The sequence below is a fragment of the Pedobacter terrestris genome (assembly GCF_052343045.1).
In the GTDB taxonomy this organism is placed as follows: domain Bacteria; phylum Bacteroidota; class Bacteroidia; order Sphingobacteriales; family Sphingobacteriaceae; genus Pedobacter.
Genome location: NZ_CP180264.1, coordinates 4074824 through 4098077, shown reverse-complemented (window position 1 = coordinate 4098077; position 23254 = coordinate 4074824). Strand labels below are relative to the sequence as shown.

At 39.3% G+C, this 23254-nt stretch carries 14 protein-coding genes; 12 read left to right on the top strand and 2 right to left on the bottom strand.

What is annotated here, in order from left to right; genetic code table 11:
- Nucleotides 1–38: 38 nt before the first annotated feature.
- The 10 genes from ACJVDH_RS17455 (at nucleotide 39) to ACJVDH_RS17410 (ending at nucleotide 15716) form a co-directional block, all read left to right on the top strand.
- Nucleotides 39–1634 (top strand): RagB/SusD family nutrient uptake outer membrane protein, encoded by a 1596-nt coding sequence (locus ACJVDH_RS17455; RefSeq protein ID WP_443944682.1) that lies wholly within the window; start codon nucleotides 39–41, stop codon nucleotides 1632–1634.
- 19 nt (nucleotides 1635–1653) lie between these two features.
- Complete coding sequence (locus ACJVDH_RS17450) at nucleotides 1654–2697, top strand: SusE domain-containing protein (protein WP_443944681.1); 1044 nt, start codon at nucleotides 1654–1656, stop codon at nucleotides 2695–2697.
- Nucleotides 2698–2759: 62 nt separating this feature from the next.
- Nucleotides 2760–4688, top strand: coding sequence for a glycoside hydrolase family 13 protein (locus tag ACJVDH_RS17445; RefSeq protein ID WP_443944680.1), 1929 nt, complete (start codon nucleotides 2760–2762; stop codon nucleotides 4686–4688).
- A 33-nt stretch (nucleotides 4689–4721) separates the two neighbouring features.
- Nucleotides 4722–5402: a beta-phosphoglucomutase gene (gene pgmB / locus ACJVDH_RS17440; RefSeq protein WP_443944679.1), complete on the top strand. Its 681-nt coding sequence runs from the start codon at nucleotides 4722–4724 to the stop codon at nucleotides 5400–5402.
- Between the two features lie 115 nt (nucleotides 5403–5517).
- Entirely contained in the window at nucleotides 5518–7836 is a 2319-nt protein-coding gene (locus ACJVDH_RS17435; protein WP_443944678.1) for a glycoside hydrolase family 65 protein, read from the top strand.
- Nucleotides 7833–9677 (top strand): alpha-amylase family protein, encoded by a 1845-nt coding sequence (locus ACJVDH_RS17430; RefSeq protein WP_443944677.1) that lies wholly within the window; start codon nucleotides 7833–7835, stop codon nucleotides 9675–9677. Before ACJVDH_RS17435 ends, ACJVDH_RS17430 begins: the two co-directional genes overlap by 4 nt.
- A 14-nt stretch (nucleotides 9678–9691) precedes the next feature.
- Nucleotides 9692–11032, top strand: coding sequence for an MFS transporter (locus tag ACJVDH_RS17425; RefSeq protein WP_443944676.1), 1341 nt, complete (start codon nucleotides 9692–9694; stop codon nucleotides 11030–11032).
- Nucleotides 11033–11070: 38 nt separating this feature from the next.
- Nucleotides 11071–12954 carry an alpha-amylase family glycosyl hydrolase gene (locus tag ACJVDH_RS17420; RefSeq protein ID WP_443944675.1) on the top strand — a complete coding sequence of 628 codons (1884 nt, stop codon included), beginning with the start codon at nucleotides 11071–11073 and terminating at the stop codon, nucleotides 12952–12954.
- A 110-nt stretch (nucleotides 12955–13064) separates the two neighbouring features.
- The gene (locus ACJVDH_RS17415) at nucleotides 13065–14624 is read left to right on the top strand and encodes a S10 family peptidase (protein WP_443944674.1); all 1560 of its coding nucleotides are present in this window, start codon (nucleotides 13065–13067) and stop codon (nucleotides 14622–14624) included.
- Between the two features lie 129 nt (nucleotides 14625–14753).
- Nucleotides 14754–15716, top strand: a complete 963-nt coding sequence (locus tag ACJVDH_RS17410) for an acetyl-CoA carboxylase carboxyltransferase subunit alpha (RefSeq protein WP_443944673.1) — start codon at nucleotides 14754–14756, stop codon at nucleotides 15714–15716.
- 1352 nt (nucleotides 15717–17068) lie between these two features.
- On the opposite strand, the gene ACJVDH_RS17405 is transcribed toward ACJVDH_RS17410, so the two are convergent.
- Nucleotides 17069–17623, bottom strand: a complete 555-nt coding sequence (locus ACJVDH_RS17405; protein WP_443944672.1) for an REP-associated tyrosine transposase — start codon at nucleotides 17621–17623, stop codon at nucleotides 17069–17071.
- A gap of 153 nt (nucleotides 17624–17776) precedes the next feature.
- Nucleotides 17777–20821, bottom strand: coding sequence for a DUF2723 domain-containing protein (locus ACJVDH_RS17400; protein WP_443944671.1), 3045 nt, complete (start codon nucleotides 20819–20821; stop codon nucleotides 17777–17779).
- Between the two features lie 750 nt (nucleotides 20822–21571).
- On the opposite strand from ACJVDH_RS17400, the gene ACJVDH_RS17395 reads away from it, so the two are divergent.
- Together ACJVDH_RS17395 and ACJVDH_RS17390 are read left to right on the top strand one after the other, a co-directional pair.
- Nucleotides 21572–22513, top strand: a complete 942-nt coding sequence (locus ACJVDH_RS17395) for a ribose-phosphate pyrophosphokinase (protein WP_443947633.1) — start codon at nucleotides 21572–21574, stop codon at nucleotides 22511–22513.
- 145 nt (nucleotides 22514–22658) lie between these two features.
- Entirely contained in the window at nucleotides 22659–23243 is a 585-nt protein-coding gene (locus ACJVDH_RS17390) for a 50S ribosomal protein L25/general stress protein Ctc (RefSeq protein WP_443944670.1), read from the top strand.
- Nucleotides 23244–23254 lie beyond the last annotated feature (11 nt).

Sequence of the window (23254 nt, the reverse complement as noted above, 5' to 3'; positions counted from 1 at the left end):
AATCAACTGCTTTATATCTCCTAAAGAAAAATATTAAAATGAAAAGTTCATTTAAAACAATATTGGCATCGGCACTTTTAATGGTGTCGCTAAATTCTTGCAAAAAAGATGCATTGAATTTAACGCCAACAAATGATGTTACTGCAGATGTTGTGTACGCAACGCCAGCGGGTTATAAATCGGCTCTGGTTAAATTGTATGCAACTTATGCATTAACCAGTCCGAGTGGTTCAGATAATAGCGATGTAGGCGGTTTAAACGCTGGCTTTGCAGACTTTTTGCGTTTGTTTTGGACATCGCAGGAACTTCCTACAGACGAAGCCGTTTGTGCATGGGGAGATACTGGGATTCCGGAATTAAACAATTCAACGTGGGCAGTAGATAATCAATTTTTGAGAGGTTTGTATTCAAGAAGTTTACTTCAAATTACAATCTGCAACGAATTTCTTCGCGAGAGTACGCCAGAAAAACTGGCTTCAAGGAACATTACCGGAACGGATGCTGCAAATATTACCAGATACCGTGCAGAAGCACGTTTTTTACGTGCTTATCAATATTGGGTATTGATGGATGCTTTTGGTAATCCGCCATTTGTAACCGAAGATGACAATATTGGTAAAGTAAATCCAAAACAAACCACACGTGCAGCTTTGTTTACCTATATAGAATCTGAACTAAAAGCAATTGAGCCAGATTTGGCTGATGCCAGACAAAACGATTATGGCCGTGCAGATAAAGCAGCAGATTGGTCTTTATTGGCCAGAATGTATCTGAATGCACAAGTATATACAGGTACTGCACGTTATACAGATGCAATTACGTATTCAAGCAAAGTAATTTCTTCAAGCTATAGCTTGAACAACAGCTATGACAATTTATTCCGTTCGGATAACAATCTGAACAATACAGAAAACATCCTGACCATCAATTATGATGGTGTAAATGGAACCAATTATGGTGGTACAACTTTCTTGATTAATGCGGCAATTTTTGCCAGTCAAGGTATGGTAGCGGCAGATTATGGTGTGCCAAGTGGCGGCTGGACCGGAAACCGTACACGTGCAAATTTGCCTGCCCTGTTTCCAAATACAACAGGTACTTTAGATAAACGCGGTGTATTCTTCGGATCTAAAGCTGCAATTGATGATGTTACTGATCCGGCAGATGGTTTGAAAGTAACTAAATTTAAAAACAAAACTTCGGCAGGTGTTACTTCAGCATCTTTAAACGGAACGTTCAGTTCTTTGGATTTTGCAATTTTCCGTTTGGCAGAGCAGTATTTAATTTATGGAGAAGCTGTTGCACGCGGCGGTTCTGGCGGTAGCGCTGCTTTAGCTTTAACGTATGTTAATGCTTTACGTACCCGTGCTTACGGAAATACATCTGGTAACGTTGTTGCTGCGGCTTTAACTACAGATTTTTATTTAGATGAGCGTGGCCGCGAGTTGTATTGGGAAGGTCATCGCCGTACAGATTTAATCCGTTACGGAAAATTTACCGGTTCAACGTATTTATGGGCATTTAAAGGGGGCGTAAAAGCAGGAGCAAATGTGCCGGCATACCGCAACTTATACCCAATTCCGCAGGCAGATTTAATTGCCAACCCGAATTTGGTACAAAACACAGGTTATTAATTTTTAGATTATAAATCAGATGAAATCTATATTTTACAAAACACTTGTTATCGGGCTAATGAGCACTTCGCTTTGGTCTTGCAAGAAAGATGAAACCCAGGTGGTAAGTAATGTTGCACCTGCAGGAACACTTACCGCATCTGCAACAACGCTAACCCTTACACAAGCTACAGGCGCAAATGCTGCGGTAACTTTCACTTATCCTTTGGCTACTTCAACAGGTTATGTGATACCGGTAACCACCACCTTGCAAATAGACTTAAAAGGGAAAAACTTTACTACAGCAAGAGAAATTGTGGTGTCTAAAACCACTTATGCACCAACAGTGAGTGAACTTAATGTGATGGCTTTAGCTCTTGGTGCTAAAGTTGGAGAAACTGCTCAATTGGAAGTACGCTTAAAATCTGGTGCCGCGGTAAACGCTTTAACCTATTCTAATGTACTCACGTTAACAGTAAAACCATATTTGGCTTCGGCATGGATTTACGCACCTGGTGCATATCAGGGCTGGACCCCTGCAACTGCAGATAGTTTAATATCATTATCGAGTAATGGAATTTATACAGGTATGATTGCTTTCACAGCTGGAAACCTGGAGTTCAAAATTACACCGGCTAAAAACTGGGATCTTTCTTATGGCGATGGCGGTTCTGGTACGTTAAGTACAACCGGCGGAAACTTAAATGCAGGAACAGCGGTAGTAAAACAAGTTACTGTAAACCTGAATACCAAAACATTTACCATTGCGGCTCCTTTAGAATGGTCTCTAATTGGGGATGCTACAGCAGGTGGTTGGACAGCAGATACCGATATGAAAGGCGTAAATGATGGAAAGTACACCACATACAGCTTAAAAACTACACTTGGTGTTGGTGAATTCAAATTCAGATTTGGCCATGCCTGGGATGTTAACTTAGGTGGCGGTGCAACGCTTTCATTGGGTGGCGATAACATTAAAGTAACTACAGCAGGTACATATACCATCACCTTAACTGTACTTCACGGAGATGCAACCAACACCAGCAAGGTTACGGGCGGTAGCTATACAATGGTTAAAAACTAATCCTTATATTTTACCCTGCAGGAATTTTTTCCTGCGGGGTTTTATCATTAAACATGTTTAGCATGATGCAATTCCAAAACCCTTTCAATATGCTCAGTTCTTCTTTTAAAAATGTTCAAACAAATCTGTTAAAGACTTTTGTCGGGATAGATAAAGTTTTACTCGTTCTTTTTTTGCTCGTAAGTGTTACAAAACTTTCTGCTCAAAAGTTAGAACGCATAGAGCCGATGTTCTGGTTTACCGGAATGCACAATCCAAAATTACAATTGCTGATTCATGGCGAAAATATTGCCGCCTCAGCAGTAAGCTTAATCTATCCAGGGGTTAAATTGGTTAACATCAACAAAGTTGAAAATCCTAATTATTTGTTTCTCGATTTAGAAATTTCTTCATCCGCAAAAGCGGGAACGTTCCCGATTAATTTCAGTGTAAACGGGAAGAAAATTGCAAACTACAACTACACCTTGAAAAACCGCGACAATAGCGCAGACAGAATCCAGGGTGTATCCAACAAAGATTTTATTTATCTTTTAATGCCAGATCGTTTTTCGAATGGCGATAAAAGCAACGATATTGTAAAAGGCTTAGCCGAAAAAACCTTAAACCGCGACAGCATGTATTACCGCCACGGCGGAGACATTCAAGGCGTTATCAATCACCTCGATTATTTGAAAGAAATGGGCGTTACCACAGTGTGGATGACTCCAGAAATCGAAAATGATATGCCGCATGCTTCTTATCACGGTTATGCCGTAACTGATCATTACAAAATTGATCCGCGTTATGGCACCAATGAACTTTACAAAAAATATGTAGATGCCGTACATGCCAAAGGGATGAAGGTTATTAAAGATATTGTGCACAATCATATTGGCACCGGACATTGGTTTTATAAAGATCTACCAATGAAAAGTTGGTTAAACCAATGGCCAAAATATACACAAACCAGCTATCGCGATCAGCCGGTTATGGACCCGCATGCATCTGCCAGCGATAAAAAACAAATGTTAGATGGATGGTTTGTTCCATCTATGCCAGATTTGAACCAAACCAATCCTTATGTTCAGAACTATTTAACGCAAAACCACATCTGGTGGATTGAATATGCAGGTATAGACGGACTTCGTTTGGATACTTATCCTTACAATGACGGCGCTTACATGGCAGATTGGGCAATCAAATTGCATGATGAATTTCCACACCTGTCTATTTTTGGCGAAACATTGGTTTCATCAGTAGCGAGTCAGGCGTTCTTCACTGGCGGAAATACCGTAAACCGGGGTTTTGATACCCATTTGCCCGGTGTAACTGACGCCGTTTTAAAAGACGCCATTTTCGAAGCACTAAATGGAAAAACAGGTTGGACTGATGGCATCAACCGATTGTATGCAACCTTAGCTCAAGATTTTCTGTATAAAAATCCAAATAACAATTGCATATTTTTAGATAACCACGATATGAGTCGTTTTTACTCTATGGTTAATGAAGATTTCAGCAAATATAAAATGGGATTGGCCATTTTACTAACTACAAGAGGTATTCCTCAAATGTATTACGGAACAGAAATTCTGATGAAAAACTATTCCAATCCCGATGGTTTGGTACGTGCAGATTTCCCTGGAGGATGGAATGGCGATCATGAAAATAAATTCATTGCCAACGGCCGTAATGTGCAAGAAAATGAGGCATTTAATTATGTAAAGACATTGGCAAATTTCAGGAAAAAAAGCGCAGCTTTACAAGAAGGAAAGCTGATGCAATATGTACCTCAGGATGATATCTATGTGTACTTCCGCTTTACCGAAAATGCAAAAGGCACGGTAATGGTTATTACCAATACCGCAGATAAGGAGAAGAGCCTATCAACAGATCGGTTTGCTGAAAGTATTGAAGGTTTAAAATCTGCCAGAAATATCATGACGAACGAAACCATTTCTGTAGAAAATATTAAAGTACCGGCTAAAACCACTTTGGTGCTGGAATTAAACTAGAATAAACCGGATTTATCCGCAAGAAAATACACAATGCAACAAACAACAAATACGTTAACTCCGCAATCGCACATAAAAGCTTGTCTTTTTGATCTTGATGGTGTTCTGGTAGATACCGCAGTTTATCATTATCAAGCCTGGAAACGTTTGGCCAACACCATGGGTTTCGATTTTACAGAAGAACAAAACGAACAACTTAAAGGCGTTAGTCGCGTAGAAAGTCTCAATAAAATTCTGGCTTGGGGAAATGTAGAAAAAACCGATGCCGAAAAAGACGAACTGGCCACACTTAAAAACAGCTGGTACGTAGATATGATTACAAAAATGACACCGGCAGAAGTACTGCCCGGAACAGTAGATTTTTTAACCGCTATCCATCACGCTGGTTATAAACTTGCCTTGGGTTCTGCAAGTAAAAACTCGGCCATTATTCTTGAGCGTACCAATCTCGCACATTTTTTTGATGAAATTGTGGATGGAAATATGGTGAGCAAATCCAAACCAGATCCAGAAGTATTTTTAAAAGGTGCAGAATTATTAGGTTTTAAACCAGATGAATGTGTTGTTTTTGAAGATGCTGTTGCTGGTGTAGAAGCAGCAAAACGCGGCGGAATGAAAGCAATAGGCATTGGCGAAAAAAGTGTACTTACCGATGCAGATGTTGTGGTAAGCGGATTAGACAAATTAACGGTTAAAGATTTAGAAGAATTATAGGTTGGGCAATTGCTCGTCATTGCGAGGTACTAAACAATCTAATCAAGAAAATCACTGTGAGCAAGAACACTCGTAAGAGATTGCTTCGTACCTCGCAATGACGAAAACATAAGTTATGAAGAATTACATCAAAGCAGATGAGTGGAACATTATCGAAGAAGGTTTTGATCCACATTTGAATAAAATTTCAGAAAGCATTTTCAGTTTGGGTAACGGCCGGATGGGGCAAAGGGCCAATTTTGAAGAAACCTACAGCGGCGAAACGTTGTTGGGCAACTATGTTGCCGGCGTTTATTATCCAGATAAAACCCGTGTAGGTTGGTGGAAAAATGGCTATCCAGAGTATTTCGCAAAAGTACTTAATGCAGCAAACTGGGTTGGAATCGAAATCCGCATTGATGGCGAAATTCTGGATCTGGCAAATGCTGAAGTAAGCAATTTCACACGGACATTAAACATGCATGCCGGTTATCTTCAACGTATTTTTACGGCAAAATTGAAAAACGGCAAAACAGTTTCTGTTAAAGCAACTCGTTTTTGCAGCATTTCTGATGATGAAATTGGTGCCATTAATTATCAGATTACGCCGGTTAATTTTAGCGGTAAAATTATGTTTACGCCGTTTATTGATGGTGATATTAAAAATCAGGACAGCAACTATGATGAAAAATTCTGGGATTTCGTTGCCGATGAAATTAACGGAACTGAAGCGTATTTGAAACTGGTTACCAAAAAAACCGCTTTTGAAGTTTGTACCGGAAGTGCTATACAATTGTATAAAAACGATACAGCGGTTAACATCAATCCGGAAGCTGTACGCAAAGAAAAATTTGTTGGGCAGACATTCGAAATTGATGTTCAGGAAAATGAACAAATCAGTCTGATTAAAATCGCAGCGAATTTATCTTCAGAAAACTATCCGAAAGAAACCCTGATTGCGGAAACAAAATCTGCGATAGCAAAAGCCAGTGCAAAAGGTTTCGACACATTATTCAATGAACAAGCAGAAGCCTGGGCAGCGAAATGGGAAGAAAGTGATATTGTAATTGAAGGTGATGTTGCTGCACAACAAGCAATCCGATTTAATATTTATCAGCTTTTCCAAACGTATACCGGAAAAGACGATCGTCTGAATATTGGTCCGAAAGGCTTTACAGGCGAAAAATACGGAGGTTCTACCTATTGGGATACTGAAGCATATTGTGTTCCTTTTTACCTGGCAACTGCCCCTCAGGAAGTGAGCAAAAACTTGCTGATCTATCGCCACAAACAATTGGACAAAGCCATAGAAAATGCAGCTAAACTTGGCTTTAAAGATGGTGCAGCTTTGTATCCTATGGTGACTATGAATGGCGAAGAATGCCACAACGAGTGGGAAATTACTTTCGAAGAAATTCACCGTAACGGTGCCATTGCATTCGCGATTTATAATTATATCCGATATACAGACGATCAAAGCTATCTTTCTGATTACGGTTTGGAAGTGTTAATTGGAATTGCACGATTCTGGAAACAGCGCGTAAACTGGAGTGCCGAAAAACAGCAATATGTAATGCTCGGTGTAACTGGCCCGAATGAGTACGAAAACAATGTAAACAACAACTGGTATACCAATACTTTGGCTGCGTGGTGTTTAAAATATGCAACTGAATCCGCAGAGGTGGTTAAAAAGCAATCTCCTGAGCAATATGACGCTTTGTTAAAAGCGCTGAATTTTAATGTTCAGGAATTTGCAGACTGGGCAGATATTATAGAAAAAATGTATTATCCGGCAGATGCCGAACAAGGAATTTTCTTGCAGCAGGATGGTTATATGGATAAGGAACAGATTTTGGTAAAAGATCTGCCTGCAAGTGACCGTCCAATTAATCAGAAATGGAGCTGGGACCGCATTCTGCGTTCGTGTTTTATTAAACAAGCGGATGTATTGCAGGGTTTATATTTCTTTGAAGAGGATTACGATCTGGATACGCTGAAAAGAAATTTTGATTTTTATGAGCCACGTACGGTTCATGAAAGTTCTTTATCACCTTGCGTACACAGTATTTTAGCTGCCAAATTAAATGATGAAGCGCGTGCTTACGAATTTTATTTGCGCACTGCACGTTTAGATCTGGACGATTACAACAACGATACAGAAGATGGTTTGCACATTACTTCAATGGCGGGAACCTGGATGAGTGTTGTAGAAGGTTTTGCCGGTATGCGTGTACGCGATGGTAAATTGCATTTCAATCCATTTTTACCAGAAAAATGGAATTCATTTTCATTTATGATTGGCTTTAGAGGCACAACATTGAAAGTTAAAATATCTGCCGAAGGCATCAGCATTAAAAATAATGCACATGCTGAACTGGAAATCGGCATCAGAAATCAGTTGTATAAACTGGCTGCAAATGGCGAGATTGAAGTAAACAATACCGAATTGGTATGAGAAAGATTGAGGGTTTAACGGTTGAAGGTAAAGTGGGTTTTTCGACTCTCTGCTATTTTGGGAAACGTAGCAATCTCAATGCTATGGCGAGTTTGGCGGCGCTTTTCTTTACCTTTACAATGCTCTCTACATCATCTTTCGCACAAAAAAAGACAAAAAACATGACTGATCGGCAAATGGTGATTTACCAGTTGTTGCCACGTTTATTCGGCAACAAACAAACTGCAAATGTTTCTTACGGAACTATAGAACAGAATGGTTCTGGCAAATTTAATGACATAACCGACAAGGCACTTGACGGCATTAAAGAACTGCACGCCAATTACGTTTGGTATACCGGCGCAATTGCACACGCCAGTTTAACAGATTACTCGGCATACGGAATCCAGGTAGATGATGCAGATGTGGTTAAAGGCCGAGCAGGTTCTCCTTATGCCATACGCGATTATTATGATGTTAATCCAGATCTTGCTGTTGACGTAAATAACCGGATGCAGGAGTTTGAAGCGCTCGTAAAAAGAACGCACGCTAAAAACTTGAAAGTACTGATTGATTTTGTACCCAATCACGTTGCCCGCGGTTACCATTCTTATGCCAGACCTGAAAATGTTAAAGATTTTGGCAGCAACGACAATACCCATACAAGTTTTAGTGCGCAGAACGATTTTTACTATGTTCCGGGTCAAGCTTTCGTGGTTCCTACAAATGGAAAAACGACGCCGTTATCTGTCATACAAGACGGAAAGTTCGATGAAAATCCGGCAAAAGCAACAGGAAATAATGTTTTCTCGGCCAGTCCGAAATATGACGATTGGTATGAAACCATTAAGTTAAATTATGGCGTAGATTATCAGAACGGCGAACAGCAATATTTTGATCCAATCCCGCCAGTGTGGACAAAAATGCGTGATATCCTAATCTTCTGGACAAATAAAGGCGTTGATGGTTTTCGGTGTGATATGGCCGAAATGGTTCCCATTGCTTTTTGGAATTGGGTAATTCCACAAGTAAAAACTGTGAACCCAGATTTAATTTTTCTTGGCGAAGCCTACAATCCACAAGTATACAAACAATATCTTTTTGAAGGTAAATTCGATTACCTGTATGATAAAGTGGGTTTATATGACGGATTAAAAAGATTGATAAAGAACGAGCCATCTGCAGATGTGAAAGACATCAGACAGGTTTGGCAGGTAGAAAGTGCTGGTTTTGGCGAACATATGCTGCGCTTTTTAGAAAACCATGATGAAGAACGGATTGCATCTGCAGGATTTGCGGGAAAAGCCGAGCTGGCTTTGCCTGCAATGGTGGTTTCGGCAACTTTAGGTAAAGGGCCGGTTATGCTGTATTTCGGACAAGAAGTTGGAGAACCCGCAATTGGTGCCGAAGGTTACGGAGGCGATGACAACAGAACAACTATTTTTGATTATTGGGGTGTTCCAAATCATCAGAAATGGATGAATAATGGCGCTTTTGATGGCCAACAGCTAAATGACGAGCAAAAAAATCTTCGCGCTTATTATAAACAATTGTTAAAGGTTACAACCGAAAGTGATGCTGTGGCCAATGGCGAAATTTATGATGTTCCGCAAAGCGGGAATATGAACAATAGGATGTATGCGTTTATCCGCTACACGGCAAAGCAGCGTTTGCTGATTGTTGTAAACTTTGATCGCCATCAAAATATGGAAGCAAACATCCAGATTCCAGAACATATCCTAAGCGCAAAACACGCTGAGCGGGTAACCGATTTATTGACCGGAAGACAATTAAATATTCCTGCCGGAACAAGTGTGCCTGTATCTGTGGCGCCTGTTTCTGCACAAATTATAGTATTTTAAAATCAAGAACGATAATGGCATTAGTAAAATCAAAACCGAAACTGTCTAACCTCCAGATTATAAATATGAGCGTTGGCTTTTTCGGAATACAGTTTGGATTTGCTTTACAAAATGGAAATGCAAGCCGAATTTTGCAAACTTTCGGCGCCGATGTAGAGCATCTTTCTCTTTTTTGGCTTGCTGCACCCATTACCGGAATGATTGTTCAGCCTATTATTGGCCATTATAGTGATAAAACCTGGAATCGATTGGGGAGACGTCGCCCTTACTTTTTGGTTGGCGCAATCTTAACCGCTATTGCGCTAATTCTGATGCCAAATTCTGCCTTAATGGCGAGTTTATTGCCTCCAATTATCATTGGTGCCGGCATGCTTATGATAATGGATGCATCTATCAACGTGGCTATGGAACCTTTCAGAGCTTTAGTGGCGGATAAATTGCCCGATGATCAACGCAGTTTTGGTTTTTCTGTACAAACTTTTCTAATTGGTGCGGGTGCAATTGCTGGCTCGTGGTTGCCTTATATTTTATCAGAATACTTCGGTGTAGATAAAGTTGCGGCAGCAGGGCAGGTTCCGCACAATGTGATTTACTCTTTTTATTTCGGCGCAGCAATTTTGCTTGGAACAATTCTGTACACGATTGCATCTACAAAAGAATATAGTCCGGAAGAAATGAATGAATACCACGAACATTCTCCAGACGAATCTAAAGCAACAGGTTTGAAGAGTATTGTTCGCGATTTTTCAAATATGCCTGTTACCATGCGCCAATTGGGTTTGGTTCAGTTTTTCTCTTGGTTTGCATTGTTTTCTATGTGGGTATTTACAACTCCCGCCATCGCTCAGCACATTTACAATGTTGCGCCAGGCGATACCTCATCGGTAAAATTTGCTGATGCAGGCAACTGGGTTGGTGTGTTGTTCGGTATTTACAATGGCGTTTCTGCTATTTATGCATTGCTTTTGCCTGCTATAGCCAAAGCCACAAGTAAAAAAATAGCGCATGCAATTTCTCTTACAGCCGGCGGTATTGGCTTATTGTCTATTTATTTCATTACAGATCCGCATTATCTTATCTATTCTATGATTGGTGTTGGTTTAGCGTGGGGAAGTATTTTAGCAATGCCATACGCCATCCTATCAGGATCAATTCCCGCAAGGAAAATGGGCGTGTATATGGGGATTTTCAACTTCTTTATTACCATGCCGCAAATTGTAAACGGTTTCTTTGGCGGTATGATTGTAAAACATTTGTACAACGATAAAGCGATATATGCTATTGTTCTGGCCGGTATTTTTATGATTCTCGGTGCCGTTTCCGTGCTCTATATCCAAACAAAAAAAGAATCTTAAATCTTTCAAATTTAAAATTTCCCTAACCAAATAATTTTATGAGAAAAGTGATTTACCTGCTGCTTGCAGTGGCGGGCCTGGGTGTTTCTTGCAAAAAAAATACTCAAGAGAATGCCAACCCCAATCCGGTTACCAATAACGGCGAGTTGCCATCAGGCGCAAAAGACGGTGTCGCCTTTATTAATAATGGTACTTCGGCAATTGTCACTTTATATGCGCCCGGAAAAACTTCTGTAGCGCTAATCGGCGAGTTTAACAATTGGTCTGCGACAGCAAACCCAATGAAAAAAACAAGTGATGGAAATAACTGGTGGACACAAATCGATAACTTAAATCCAAATACAGAATATGCATATCAGTTTCTGGTAGACGGGAATTTAAAAGTAGCCGATCCATATTGTGAAAAAATTCTCGATCCGGATAACGACAGTTACATCACTGCTTCAACTTACCCGAATCTGAAAAGTTATCCGACAGGAAAAACAACTGGAATTGTGAGTACAATGCAAGCCAATCAATCGGTTTACAACTGGAAAAATACAAGCTTTGTACGCCCCGATAAAAACAATCTGGTGGTTTATGAATTGCTAATCCGTGATTTTACCAGCGATCACAATTATGCTTCTACGCTGGCAAAGCTAGACTATTTATCTGCTCTAGGTATTAACGCGATAGAATTGATGCCCGTAAATGAGTTTGAAGGAAATTTAAGCTGGGGATATAATCCTTCATTTTATTTTGCTCCAGATAAATATTACGGCACCAAAACCGCTCTTCAGGGTTTTATAGATGAATGTCATGGAAGAGGAATTGCCGTAATTTTAGATATGGTACTAAACCATTCGTTCGGGCAATCTCCGATGGTTCAGTTGTATTTCGATGGTGCTAAGCCTACAACTTCAAGTCCTTGGTTTAATGTAGATGCAAAACATCCTTTTAACGTTGGTTTTGATTTTAACCACGAAAGTGTGGCGACGAAATATTTTGCTAAAAATGTGATAAAATTCTGGATGCAACAGTATAAAATTGATGGTTTCCGGTTTGATCTCTCCAAAGGTTTTACACAAAAAGCATCAACAGACGATACACAATTTCGTTTGTATGATGCAAGCAGAGTGGCAATCTGGAAAGAGTATAATAGCTACATCAAGAGCATAGACCCGAATAATTTTTATGTGATTCTGGAACATTTTGCAGAAGAATCTGAAGAGAAAGTATTGGCCGATGAAGGGATGATGTTGTGGAATAACCTCAACTACAACATGAATGAAGCTACAATGGGTTGGTTGGGTAATTCTGATTTCTCCTGGGGTTTTTACGCCAAACACGGGTTCTCAAAATCAGAAAATTTGGTGACTTACGGAGAAAGCCATGATGAAGAACGACTGAATTTTAAAAATATCACTTACGGAAATGCATCTGGCAATTACGTCATTAAAAATAACCTGGCTACATCGCTAAAACGCGAGGAACTTGCCGCTGCATTTTTATTTAGTATTCCTGGCCCGAAAATGATCTGGCAATTTGGAGAGCTTGGTTACGATGTAAATATTGATTACAACGGCCGCACCGGCGAGAAACCCATAAGATGGGAATATTACACAGACGCAAACCGGAAGGCTTTATATGATGCCTATGCAAAATTTATTAAACTGAAAAAAAACAATACCATTTTTAATTCAAGCAATTCTACATATAATCTGTCTGGAGCGATCAAATACATCAAACTTACAGAAGGCATAAATACCGTAATTGTTGTTGGTAATTTTGATGTAGCAAGTCAGACAGCAAATGTTGATTTCGGTTCATCCGGAAATTGGTTGGATGCAGTGGGCAGTTCAATAAATTTAAGCGGAACCACATATAATATGAGTTTGGCACCAGGAGAATACCATATTTTTAGTAAAAATACATTGAAGTAAAAATCAGTTTTAGGGATTTAAAATTTTCGACCTGTTTCTACAGTAACATTTATAATGCGGTCTTTGATTCGGGCAGTTATAATTTGATATTTAACTGCCAAATCAAATACATGAAAACTAAACTTATACTAAGCAGTCTGATTCTTGCAGGCTGCCTTGCACATGCACAGCAATCGCCACGGCGAAATGTATCTAAAGATATTCCATCGGCTGTGCCGCAAATACCAAAAGAAGAACCGAAAACTTCTGCAAATGATCGGAACATTAAAGTAGAAAGTGCAGTAGTTACCAATCACACGGTAACCATTGGCGGAAAATCCGTTGCTTATAAAGCCACAACGGGTACTTTGCCCGTTTGGGATGAAGATGGAAAGCCAATTGCTGGTTTGTTTTATACGTATTATGAACGGAGCGATGTTCAAAATCGAGAGAAAAGACCATTAGTAATCTCCTTTAACGGAGGTCCGGGTTCAGCTTCTGTCTGGATGCATATTGCGTATACCGGCCCTGTGGTTTTGAATATTGATGATGAAGGCTATCCGGTTCAACCTTATGGATACAAAGAAAATCCATATTCCATTCTCGATGTAGCAGATATTGTTTATGTTGATCCTGTAAATACAGGATATTCCAGAGCAGTAAGTAAAGATATTCCAACAAATAAATTTTTTGGCGTTCGTGCAGATATCAAATATCTTGCAGAATGGATCAACACTTTTGTAACGCGCAACAACCGTTGGGCTTCGCCGAAGTTTTTAATCGGTGAAAGTTACGGAACAACCCGTGTTTCCGGATTGGCATTAGAATTACAAAATAGCCAATGGATGTATTTAAACGGAGTTGTATTGGTTTCTCCGACAGAGCTTGGCATCCAGCGCAGCGGCCCGGTAGATGCGGCACTTCGCTTGCCTTATTTCGCTGCTACGGCCTGGTATCATAAAATGCTTTCCGCGGATTTACAGCACAAAGATTTAACAAGTGTGTTGCCAGAGGTAGAACAGTTTACGATTAAAGAACTCATTCCGGCAATTGCTCAGGGGAATACGTTGGCGGCAGATCAAAAGAAAACAATCGCCGCAAAAATGGCACAGTATTCTGGCCTGTCTGAGAAAGATATTCTGGATTATAATCTTGATGTACCGACAAATTTCTTTTGGAAAGCACTCATGAGAGATAGCGGTTTTACTGTTGGCCGATTGGATTCGCGATACCGCGGAATTGATAAAATGTCTGCCGGAGATAGCCCGGATTACAATGCCGAACTTACTTCGTGGTTACACTCTTTTACGCCTGCCATCAATATGTATATCAGAAACGAGCTGAACTACAAAACTGACCTGAAATATAATATGTTTGGATCGGTTTATCCATGGGATAACAGTGGCGATCGTACCGGCGATAATTTACGACAGGCTATGGCACAAAATCCGTATTTACATTTACTGGTTCAGTCTGGATATTATGATGGAGCCTGCGATTATTTCAACGCAAAATATAGTATGTGGCAATTGGATGCCGGCGGAAAACTAAAAGACCGCATGAGTTGGGAGGGCTACCGTAGTGGACATATGATGTATTTACGCAAAGAAGATTTAAAAACAGCCAATAACCACATTCGCGATTTTATCATAAATGCTTTGCCAAAAACAGGCGCTTCGGCAAAGTTCTAAAAACAGCTAAGTTTTGTAAATAGATTGAAAGTAAATACCTCGTTTATGCAAGTTAAAGCAGGATATTATTGTATTCCGAATCAGAAGCATTCATAATTAAATATTTATCCCTAAATTTACAGCCCGATTATGGAGCAGATAAAAACGTCATTCGATTTTGAAAAACCAATTGCTGATTTAGTTCAGCAAATGGAAAAGGTTAAACAAGTTGCAGAAAAAACTAAGGTAGATATGTCTGCCACGTTAGATGAACTTGAAGGTAAATTACAGGAAACCACCGAAAATTTATACAACAATTTAACCGGATGGAATAAAGTTCAAATGAGCCGCCATCCAGACAGGCCGCAAACCTTGGATTATATCAATATGATTTGCGATGATTTCATCGAATTGCATGGCGATAGAACCGTAAAAGATGATAAGGCAATTATTGGTGGCTTTGCAACTATTAGCGGCCAAACCGTTATGGTTATTGGTCATCAAAAAGGAAAGAATACCAAAGAACGTCAGTTTCGCAATTTCGGAATGGCAAACCCTGAAGGATATCGTAAAGCTTTGCGTTTAATGCGTTTAGCAGAAAAATTTAACAAACCTGTTATCAGTTTTATTGATACAATGGGTGCGTATCCAGGTTTGGAAGCAGAAGAACGCGGACAAGGCGAAGCGATTGCACGTAATCTTCTTGAAATGTCTGTTTTGCGTGTTCCAATCATTTGTGTAGTTGTTGGTGAAGGTGCTTCTGGCGGTGCTTTAGGAATTGGTATTGGCGATAAAGTTTATATGCTTGAACATACCTGGTATTCTGTAATCTCACCAGAATCTTGTTCTTCTATCCTTTGGAGAAGTTGGGATTTCAAAGAGAAAGCAGCAGCTTGCCTTAAATTAACATCAGAAGATATGTTTGGCAACAAATTAATTGACGGTATTATCCCTGAACCTTTGGGTGGCGCACATCAAGATCCGGAATTGATGGGGAAAACGTTAAAAGAATATTTGGTTAAAGATTTAACTGCGTTAACTAAAATTAAAACCGACAAACTTATCGAGCAACGAATTAACAAATTCTGCGAAATGGGTGTTGTAAACGAATAATCATTCACTAATATAATTTACATCCCGTTCAACCGAGTTGAGCGGGATTTTTTATTTGAGTCCGTTTTCGGGTAATGTTATTCTCGGTTGTTTATAACGAGTGGTGAAGTAGCAGATTGTTTTCAACAAGATTTTTTGCTTGGAGTTTCGATACAATCGAAAAGCTATAATGCACTCGTTGGAAACGAGCGCAAGTGTTGTGTTACTCCCGCTCGTTTATAACGAGTGGTGAAGTAGCAGATTGTTTTCAACAAGATTTTTGCTTGGAGTTTCGATACAATCGAAAAGCTAAATGCACTCGTTGGAAACGAGCGCAAGTGTTGTGTTACTCCCGCTCGTTTATAACGAGTGGTGAAGTAGCAGATTGTTTTCAACAAGATTTTTGCTTGGAGTTTCGATACAATCGAAAAGCTAAATGCACTCGTTGGAAACGAGCGCAAGTGTTGTGTTGCTTCCGCTCGTTTATAACGAGTGGTGAAGTAGCAGATTGTTTTCAACAAGATTTTTGCTTGGAATTTCGATACAATCGAAAAGCTAAATGCACTCGTTGGAAACGAGCGCAAGTGTTGTGTTACTCCCGCTCGTTTATAACGAGTGGTGAAGTAGCAGATTGTTTTCAACAAGATTTTTGCTTGGAGTTTCGATACAATCGAAAAGCTAAATGCACTCGTTGGAAACGAGCGCAAGTGTTGTGTTGCTTCCGCTCGTTTATAACGAGTGGTGAAGTAGCAGATTGTTTTCAACAAGATTTTTGCTTGGAGTTTCGATACAATCGAAAAGCTAAATGCACTCGTTGGAAACGAGCGCAAGTGTTGTGTTGCTTCCGCTCGTTTATAACGAGTGGTGAAGTAGCAGATTGTTTTCAACAAGATTTTTTGCTTGGAGTTTCGATACAATCGAAAAGCCAAATGCACTCGTTGGAAACGAGCGCAAGTGTTGTGTTACTCCCGCTCGTTTATAACGAGTGGTGAAGTAGCAGGTTGTTTTCAACAAGATTTTTTGCTTGGAGTTTCGATACAATCGAAAAGCTATAATGCACTCGTTGGAAACGAGCGCAAGCGTTGTGTTACTCCCGCTCGTTTATAACGAGTGGTGAAGTAGCAGATTGTTTTCAACAAGATTTTTTGCTTGGAGTTTCGATACAATCGAAAAGCTATAATGCACTCGTTGGAAACGAGCGCAAGCGTTGTGTTACTCCCGCTCGTTTATAACGAGTGGTGAAGTAGCAGATTGTTTTCAACAAGATTTTTGCTTGGAGTTTCGATACAATCGAAAAGCTATAATGCACTCGTTGGAAACGAGCGCTAGAAACTGCAAAATTAAATTCGTTGTTCCAAAATCAATCACGACGATCAATACACGTCTAAAAGTTCTACTTTTAATATACTCGGCAAACTGCTGTAATTGGAAGCAGAACTATAAATGTAATCTTCCGGTTCATAAACAATACCGGCTCGCACTGGATTTTGGTGAATATAATTTAGCTTCTGAACTGTTAATTTGAAATCGTCCAATTGTATTGCGTGATAACCATTTTGCCACACTTTGTAATTTTCGACTTGTTGTGAATATCGCCCTGCAAAGCTAAATTTATTCAGGAGCCATTTCTTCCGACTCTCGTTTCCCTCTGTAATTTCTTTTATAATTGCTTTGTTGGTGAATTTTTTGAAATCCCGTATTGCTTCAAAAAGTTTAAAATTTTCTTTCGATGCAGCAATAAGATGAATGTGGTTCGTCATCAAACAATATCCGTAAATGCTCATGCCTTTTTTCGATTGAGCAAATTTCAACGCGTCAATAACGATGTCTTTATACACTATACGTGTAAAAATATCGACCCAATCAACGATAGTAAAAGTGAGAAAATAAATAGCATCGGGATCACGAATTTTGTATTGATCAGACATGCTTAAATATAATGTTTTGTGTTGATTGTCAGTTCGGTTTGCTTTGTTTTGATTTAGAAAGCATAAATTTTGGTGGTTGCTTTGGCTCGGAAAACAAAAAAGCCGTTACATTTTGCGATGTAACGGCTTTGGTATTTTAAATTAAGTATGATCCTATTGAGCAGGTTGCTGAGGGAAATAAGCAGAGAAACGTGCTTCCAATCCGTTGAAAATCGCTTGCAACTGATTGCTTACTTTTTCCTGACCAGATGCTTTACTGGTTCTAACCATACGGTCTAGGTAATATAAACCAGTTTGAACGTTTTGCATTCCTGTTAGGCTTCCTTTTGATTGGGAAATATCTGCAAGATAACCGAGTTCTTTATTGATATAATCACCGGACTTCAACATCATATCATTCGCTTTGGCGGTTTCTCCCAGTTTATAAAGATTTTCAGCGATGTAGAATTTCACTACAACCGTTCTGATTCCAAAGAATCTTTCAGGCATCACCTCAAAATATTTATCCATTACTTTTTTCGCTTCTGCAGTTTTACCTTCTTTAATTAAACCTCCGGCAAGATTGCTGAAGATATTGGTAAAAATGAAGGTATCGTCAGATGACTGCGGATCAAGGTATGTTGCCGTTTTCATATTGCCCCATTTAAACTTCGTCATTACATTGTTGTACAAAGCAGGCAGATTAGATTGCTCAGAGCGCTCTTCTGTACTTGTGGTATCTGGAGTCAATGGAAGTAAACGCATGGCTAAACCTTCAGTGTAAAGATATTTATCCAAACCATTATATTGTTCTGAAGGTACTGTAGATGCGAAGTAAATCGGGCGTTCCCAATTGTTGTGTGCCAAAATATCCAGCATAGCAAGATTGCCTTTTGTTAGATATCCTTTGTTGAATTTCCAGTCCATTTCTGAAACAATTTTACCTGCATCAGCAGCCGGAACCGTTCCGGTTTTTAAAACCTGCTGCGGATCAATTGTCATTTTAAAATTCTTAGTTGGCAGAAAATTCGATTTGCTACCGTCTTGCATGGCAACTTTGTCTTCCGGGTTATCTGATAATAATAAATCAACAATGTTTTTCAACTCTACATTGCCTGCAATTTTATAATCGTCGTAAGGCATTACGTCACGTTCGCCTTGAACATACTGTTCTGGTTTCATCGTAATTGGTAATGGCGCAGATTCATTTTGTTTCTGTCTTAAACCGTTTATATACCAATCTGTATCAAACAAACTCAAGTTTACAATCCGAACATCCGGACGGACATTTTCTACTTCCTGAATGTACCAAAGCGGATACGTATCATTATCACCATAGGTGAACAGGATCGCATTTGGTGCGCAAGATTGTAAATAATCCAATGCAATATCATGGGCAACCAATTTGGTCGATCTGTCGTGATCGTCCCAACCTTGCTCAGCCATAATTACCGGCGCAGCAAGTAAACCAATTGCCGTTGCTAAGCCAGCACCCATTGTTGGTGTGAGCTTTTTGAACAGCCACTCTTTAATGGCAAGTGCACCAAGCCCAATCCATATGGCGAAAGCGTAAAACGACCCTACATAAGCATAATCACGTTCACGCGGTTCTAAAGGTTTTTGATTAAGATAAAGCACAATAGCAATACCGGTAAAGAAGAACAATAAGGCAACTACACCAGCATCTTTTTGATTGCGGTTAAAATGCCAGATTGCGCCCATAATTCCCAAGATTAATGGCAAAAAGAAAAAGCGGTTATATGCTTTATTATCAATAGTAGATGGTGGCAAATGACTTTGATCGCCCATGCGTAATGCATCTATAGATTTAATGCCGCTAATCCATTCGCCTTCATAACCGCTGCCCTGACCTTGTTCGTCGTTCTGGCGGCCGGCAAAATTCCAAAGGAAATAACGCATGTACATGTAGCCAATTTGATAACTGAATAAAAAGCCAACGTTATCCACCACATTTGGTTTTTTAGAATCATCAAGGTGCATCCATTCTTTGTAAAAGTCTACATGGCGTGGATCATCTCCGCTGTACATCCTTGGCAATAAAGTATTGTCGCTATATTTATAATCGTTCTTTTTACCTGCAACCTCATATTTCTCTGCGCCTTTTCTCCAAAGTGTTTTACCTTCTTCTACGCCACTTCTTTCTGAGTTGTAATTCGGGCCAAACAGCAATGGACGATCACCATACTGCTCACGGTTAAGGTAACTTAAAAATGAAAAAGCATCCTTTGGTGCACTGTTATTCAAATTCGGTTCTGCTTTTGCGCGGATAATAATCATAGAAAAAGATGCATATCCGAAAATGATCAGCACTGCTGAAATAAGACCGAGATTCAGTAATCTTTTTTGGTGTTTGATTGAATATCTGATTCCGAAAACAAATGCCGCAATAAGTAGGATTGCAAAAAACAATACGCCGGTTCCAAAACCTAAACCTAAGGTGTTAACAAAAAACAAATCGAAATAGGCACCAAATGAAACGAGGTATTGAATAATTCCATATTGTATAACGGCAAGAATAAGAATGCCTACAATTAAGGTTTTGAAAATGCCCGATGTAGTTGCTTTTCCGGTTCGTTTAAAGTAATAAACAAAAGCAATCGCCGGGATTGTTAGTAGATTTAATAAGTGAATACCAATAGAAAGCCCCATGATATAGGCAATGAAAAGCAACCAACGATCTGCTTTTGGCTCATCTGCGTGTGCTTCCCATTTCAAAATTCCCCAGAATACAATTGCTGTAAACAAAGAAGACTGTGCGTAAACTTCAGATTCTACTGCAGAAAACCAGAAACTATCAGAGAAAGTATAGGCCAATGCACCAACTGCACCTGCACCCATAATGCTAATGAGCTGACTGGTAGAAATTACTTCGCCCGTTTTAACGACAGTTTTCTTTGCAATCGCCGTTATAGACCAAAACAGGAATAGAATTGTTGCACCACTTGATACTGCAGAGCCGATGTTCATCCAATATGCAATATTGGTTAAATCGCCAAAAGCAAAAATGGAGAAAAACCGCTGAATCATTAAGAAAAGCGGTGCGCCAGGCTGGTGAACAACCTGCATTCTAAATGCCGATGCAATAAACTCACCGCAATCCCAGAAGCTTGCAGAAGGTTCTAAAGTTAAAACATACGTTAATGTAGCAATGAAGAAGCAGATCCAGCCTACTATATTATTGACTTTTGAATAATTCATTGAATTTTGATATTGTTAATGAAATCTTGTTTTTACATAAAAATGCTGCCGAAATTAACCATTCTAGTCGACAATCCTTGCAATTTTGTAGATTGATTTAACAAAAATTAATGGCAAAATGCCGATTTAATCCGGATTTAATGTCGATCACATAATTACTTAAAAGCTTTATTTTAATCAGCTGTTTATCGGGCTTGTTTTCGATAAGAACATATAAAGAGTGGGTAGCAATGATAAAGTGTTCAGCATTTTAAATGCTGTCATATTAAATCCGCCATAGTTCCAGAAACTTACAGTGTCATTAAGCCTGGGCAAATAGCTAGACGTAACGATGCCGCGGCAAAACGATCCCGTTAGGTTATTCATTTTAGTGTAATGCATATAGAATTTTTTTTCCTTGATAGTAAAAGAGTTAGGTTTTTTCATCTTAAAAAGTCACCTAAAAAATAGAAATGTTGCACATTGTTTCATGTTTTTTTTATCTTTGCATCGCAATAAGAAAGAAGCACGAATAAATTTTAATTTTTTTTAAAATCACTCTTGCAGAATTAAAAAAAGCTTTCTACATTTGCATTCCCTTTCGAAGAGAGATTTTCGATAAACAGTTTGTCCGATAGTATAAGGGTAGTACAACGGTTTTTGGTACCGTTTGTCTTGGTTCGAATCCAGGTCGGACAACTAAATTTTAGTTCGGATCGTATCTACACAGATATGATCCGATTTTTTTTAACCGTAAACTACACACGGATCATGCCATTGCAGTTTAACCCGGTAAAGCTTTTTTCCGGAACAGGTTCTAGAGAATTATCGCTCAAAATTGCTGAACATTACGGCAAGCCTCTTGGCGACGTAACGATTCATAAATTCAGTGATGGGGAATTTCAACCATCTTTTGATGAGTCAATCCGCGGCTGCGACGTTTTTTTAATCCAATCTACATACCAACCAAGTGACAACCTAATGGAGCTTTTGCTAATGGTTGATGCTGCTAAACGCGCATCTGCACATTACATTACTGCTGTGGTGCCTTATTATGGTTTGGCTCGTCAAGATCGGAAAGACAAACCTCGTGTTGCAATAGGTGCTAAATTGGTGGCCAATTTGTTAAAATCAGCAGGGATTCACCGCATTATGACGATGGATTTACATGCAGCTCAGATTCAGGGGTTCTTTGATATTCCGGTAGATCACTTAGATGGATCGGTAATCTTTGTCCCGTACATCAAAAGCCTAAAACTGCCTAACCTCACGATTGCATCGCCAGATATGGGCGGTTCTTATCGTGCACGTACTTTTGCTAAGTTTTTCAATGCAGAAGTGATCATTTGCGATAAACGCCGTAAACGGGCAAATGAAATTGAATCCATGTCAATCATTGGTGATGTTACCGGGCAAGATGTGGTTTTGATTGATGACATTTGCGATACCGCCGGAACTCTTTCTAAAGCAGCGGCTTTAATTATGGAAAATGGCGCGGCAAGTGTGCGTGCAGTTTGTACACATGCTGTATTATCTGGTAAGGCTATTGAAACTGTAGAAAATTCGGTTCTTACTGAGCTTATTGTTTCGGATACAATTCCGTTGAAACAAGAAAGCTCGAAAATAAAAGTGTTAAGTACTGCAAGTTTGTTTGCAAGAGCAATAGCCAATGTAAATGAACATGGTTCAATTAGTGATTTGTTTAAGGTATAGGCGTTAAACGATCCGAGAGAGTAAGCGCCAGCCTCCAAACGCAGAACAAAAGAAAAATTAAAAAGGTAGGCGGTAAATGGTTAGAAACGAAAGTTTTGGTGCCAGATTACCAAATGCTAAATACAAATAAATAAATATAAATAAAATGAAAACAATCGCTATTAGCGGTTCTCCAAGAGAGAACGTAGGGAAACGCGATGCCAAGGAACTTCGTTACGAAGGTAAAGTTCCAGCGGTATTGTACGGAGGTAAAGAACAACAACATTTTGCTGTTGTAATTGCTGATTTAAGAGACGTAATTTACACGCCGGAAGTAAACTTTGTTGAGATTGAAGTTAACGGTGCTAAAACTAAAGCAATCGTAAAAGACACTCAATACCATCCATTAACAGATGTGTTAATGCACATCGATTTTCTTCAGTTATTTGACGAGAAAGAAATCGTTATGGAAATTCCTGTTAAATTAACCGGAACTTCTCCAGGTGTTAAAATGGGGGGTAAATTGATCCAGAAATTACGTAAACTTCGTGTTAAAGCTTTACCAGCTAACATGCCTCAAAACGTAGAAGTAAGCTTAGAGAAATTAGAAGTAGGTAGTTTATTCCGTGTTCGCGATTTAAAAGGCGATAACTATGTAATCACCAACACTCCTGAAGATACTATCGTTTCTGTAGCAATGTCTAGAGCATTGAAACAAGCAGAAACTGAAGCTGCTAAAGGTAGAAAGTAGTATTAAGTTTC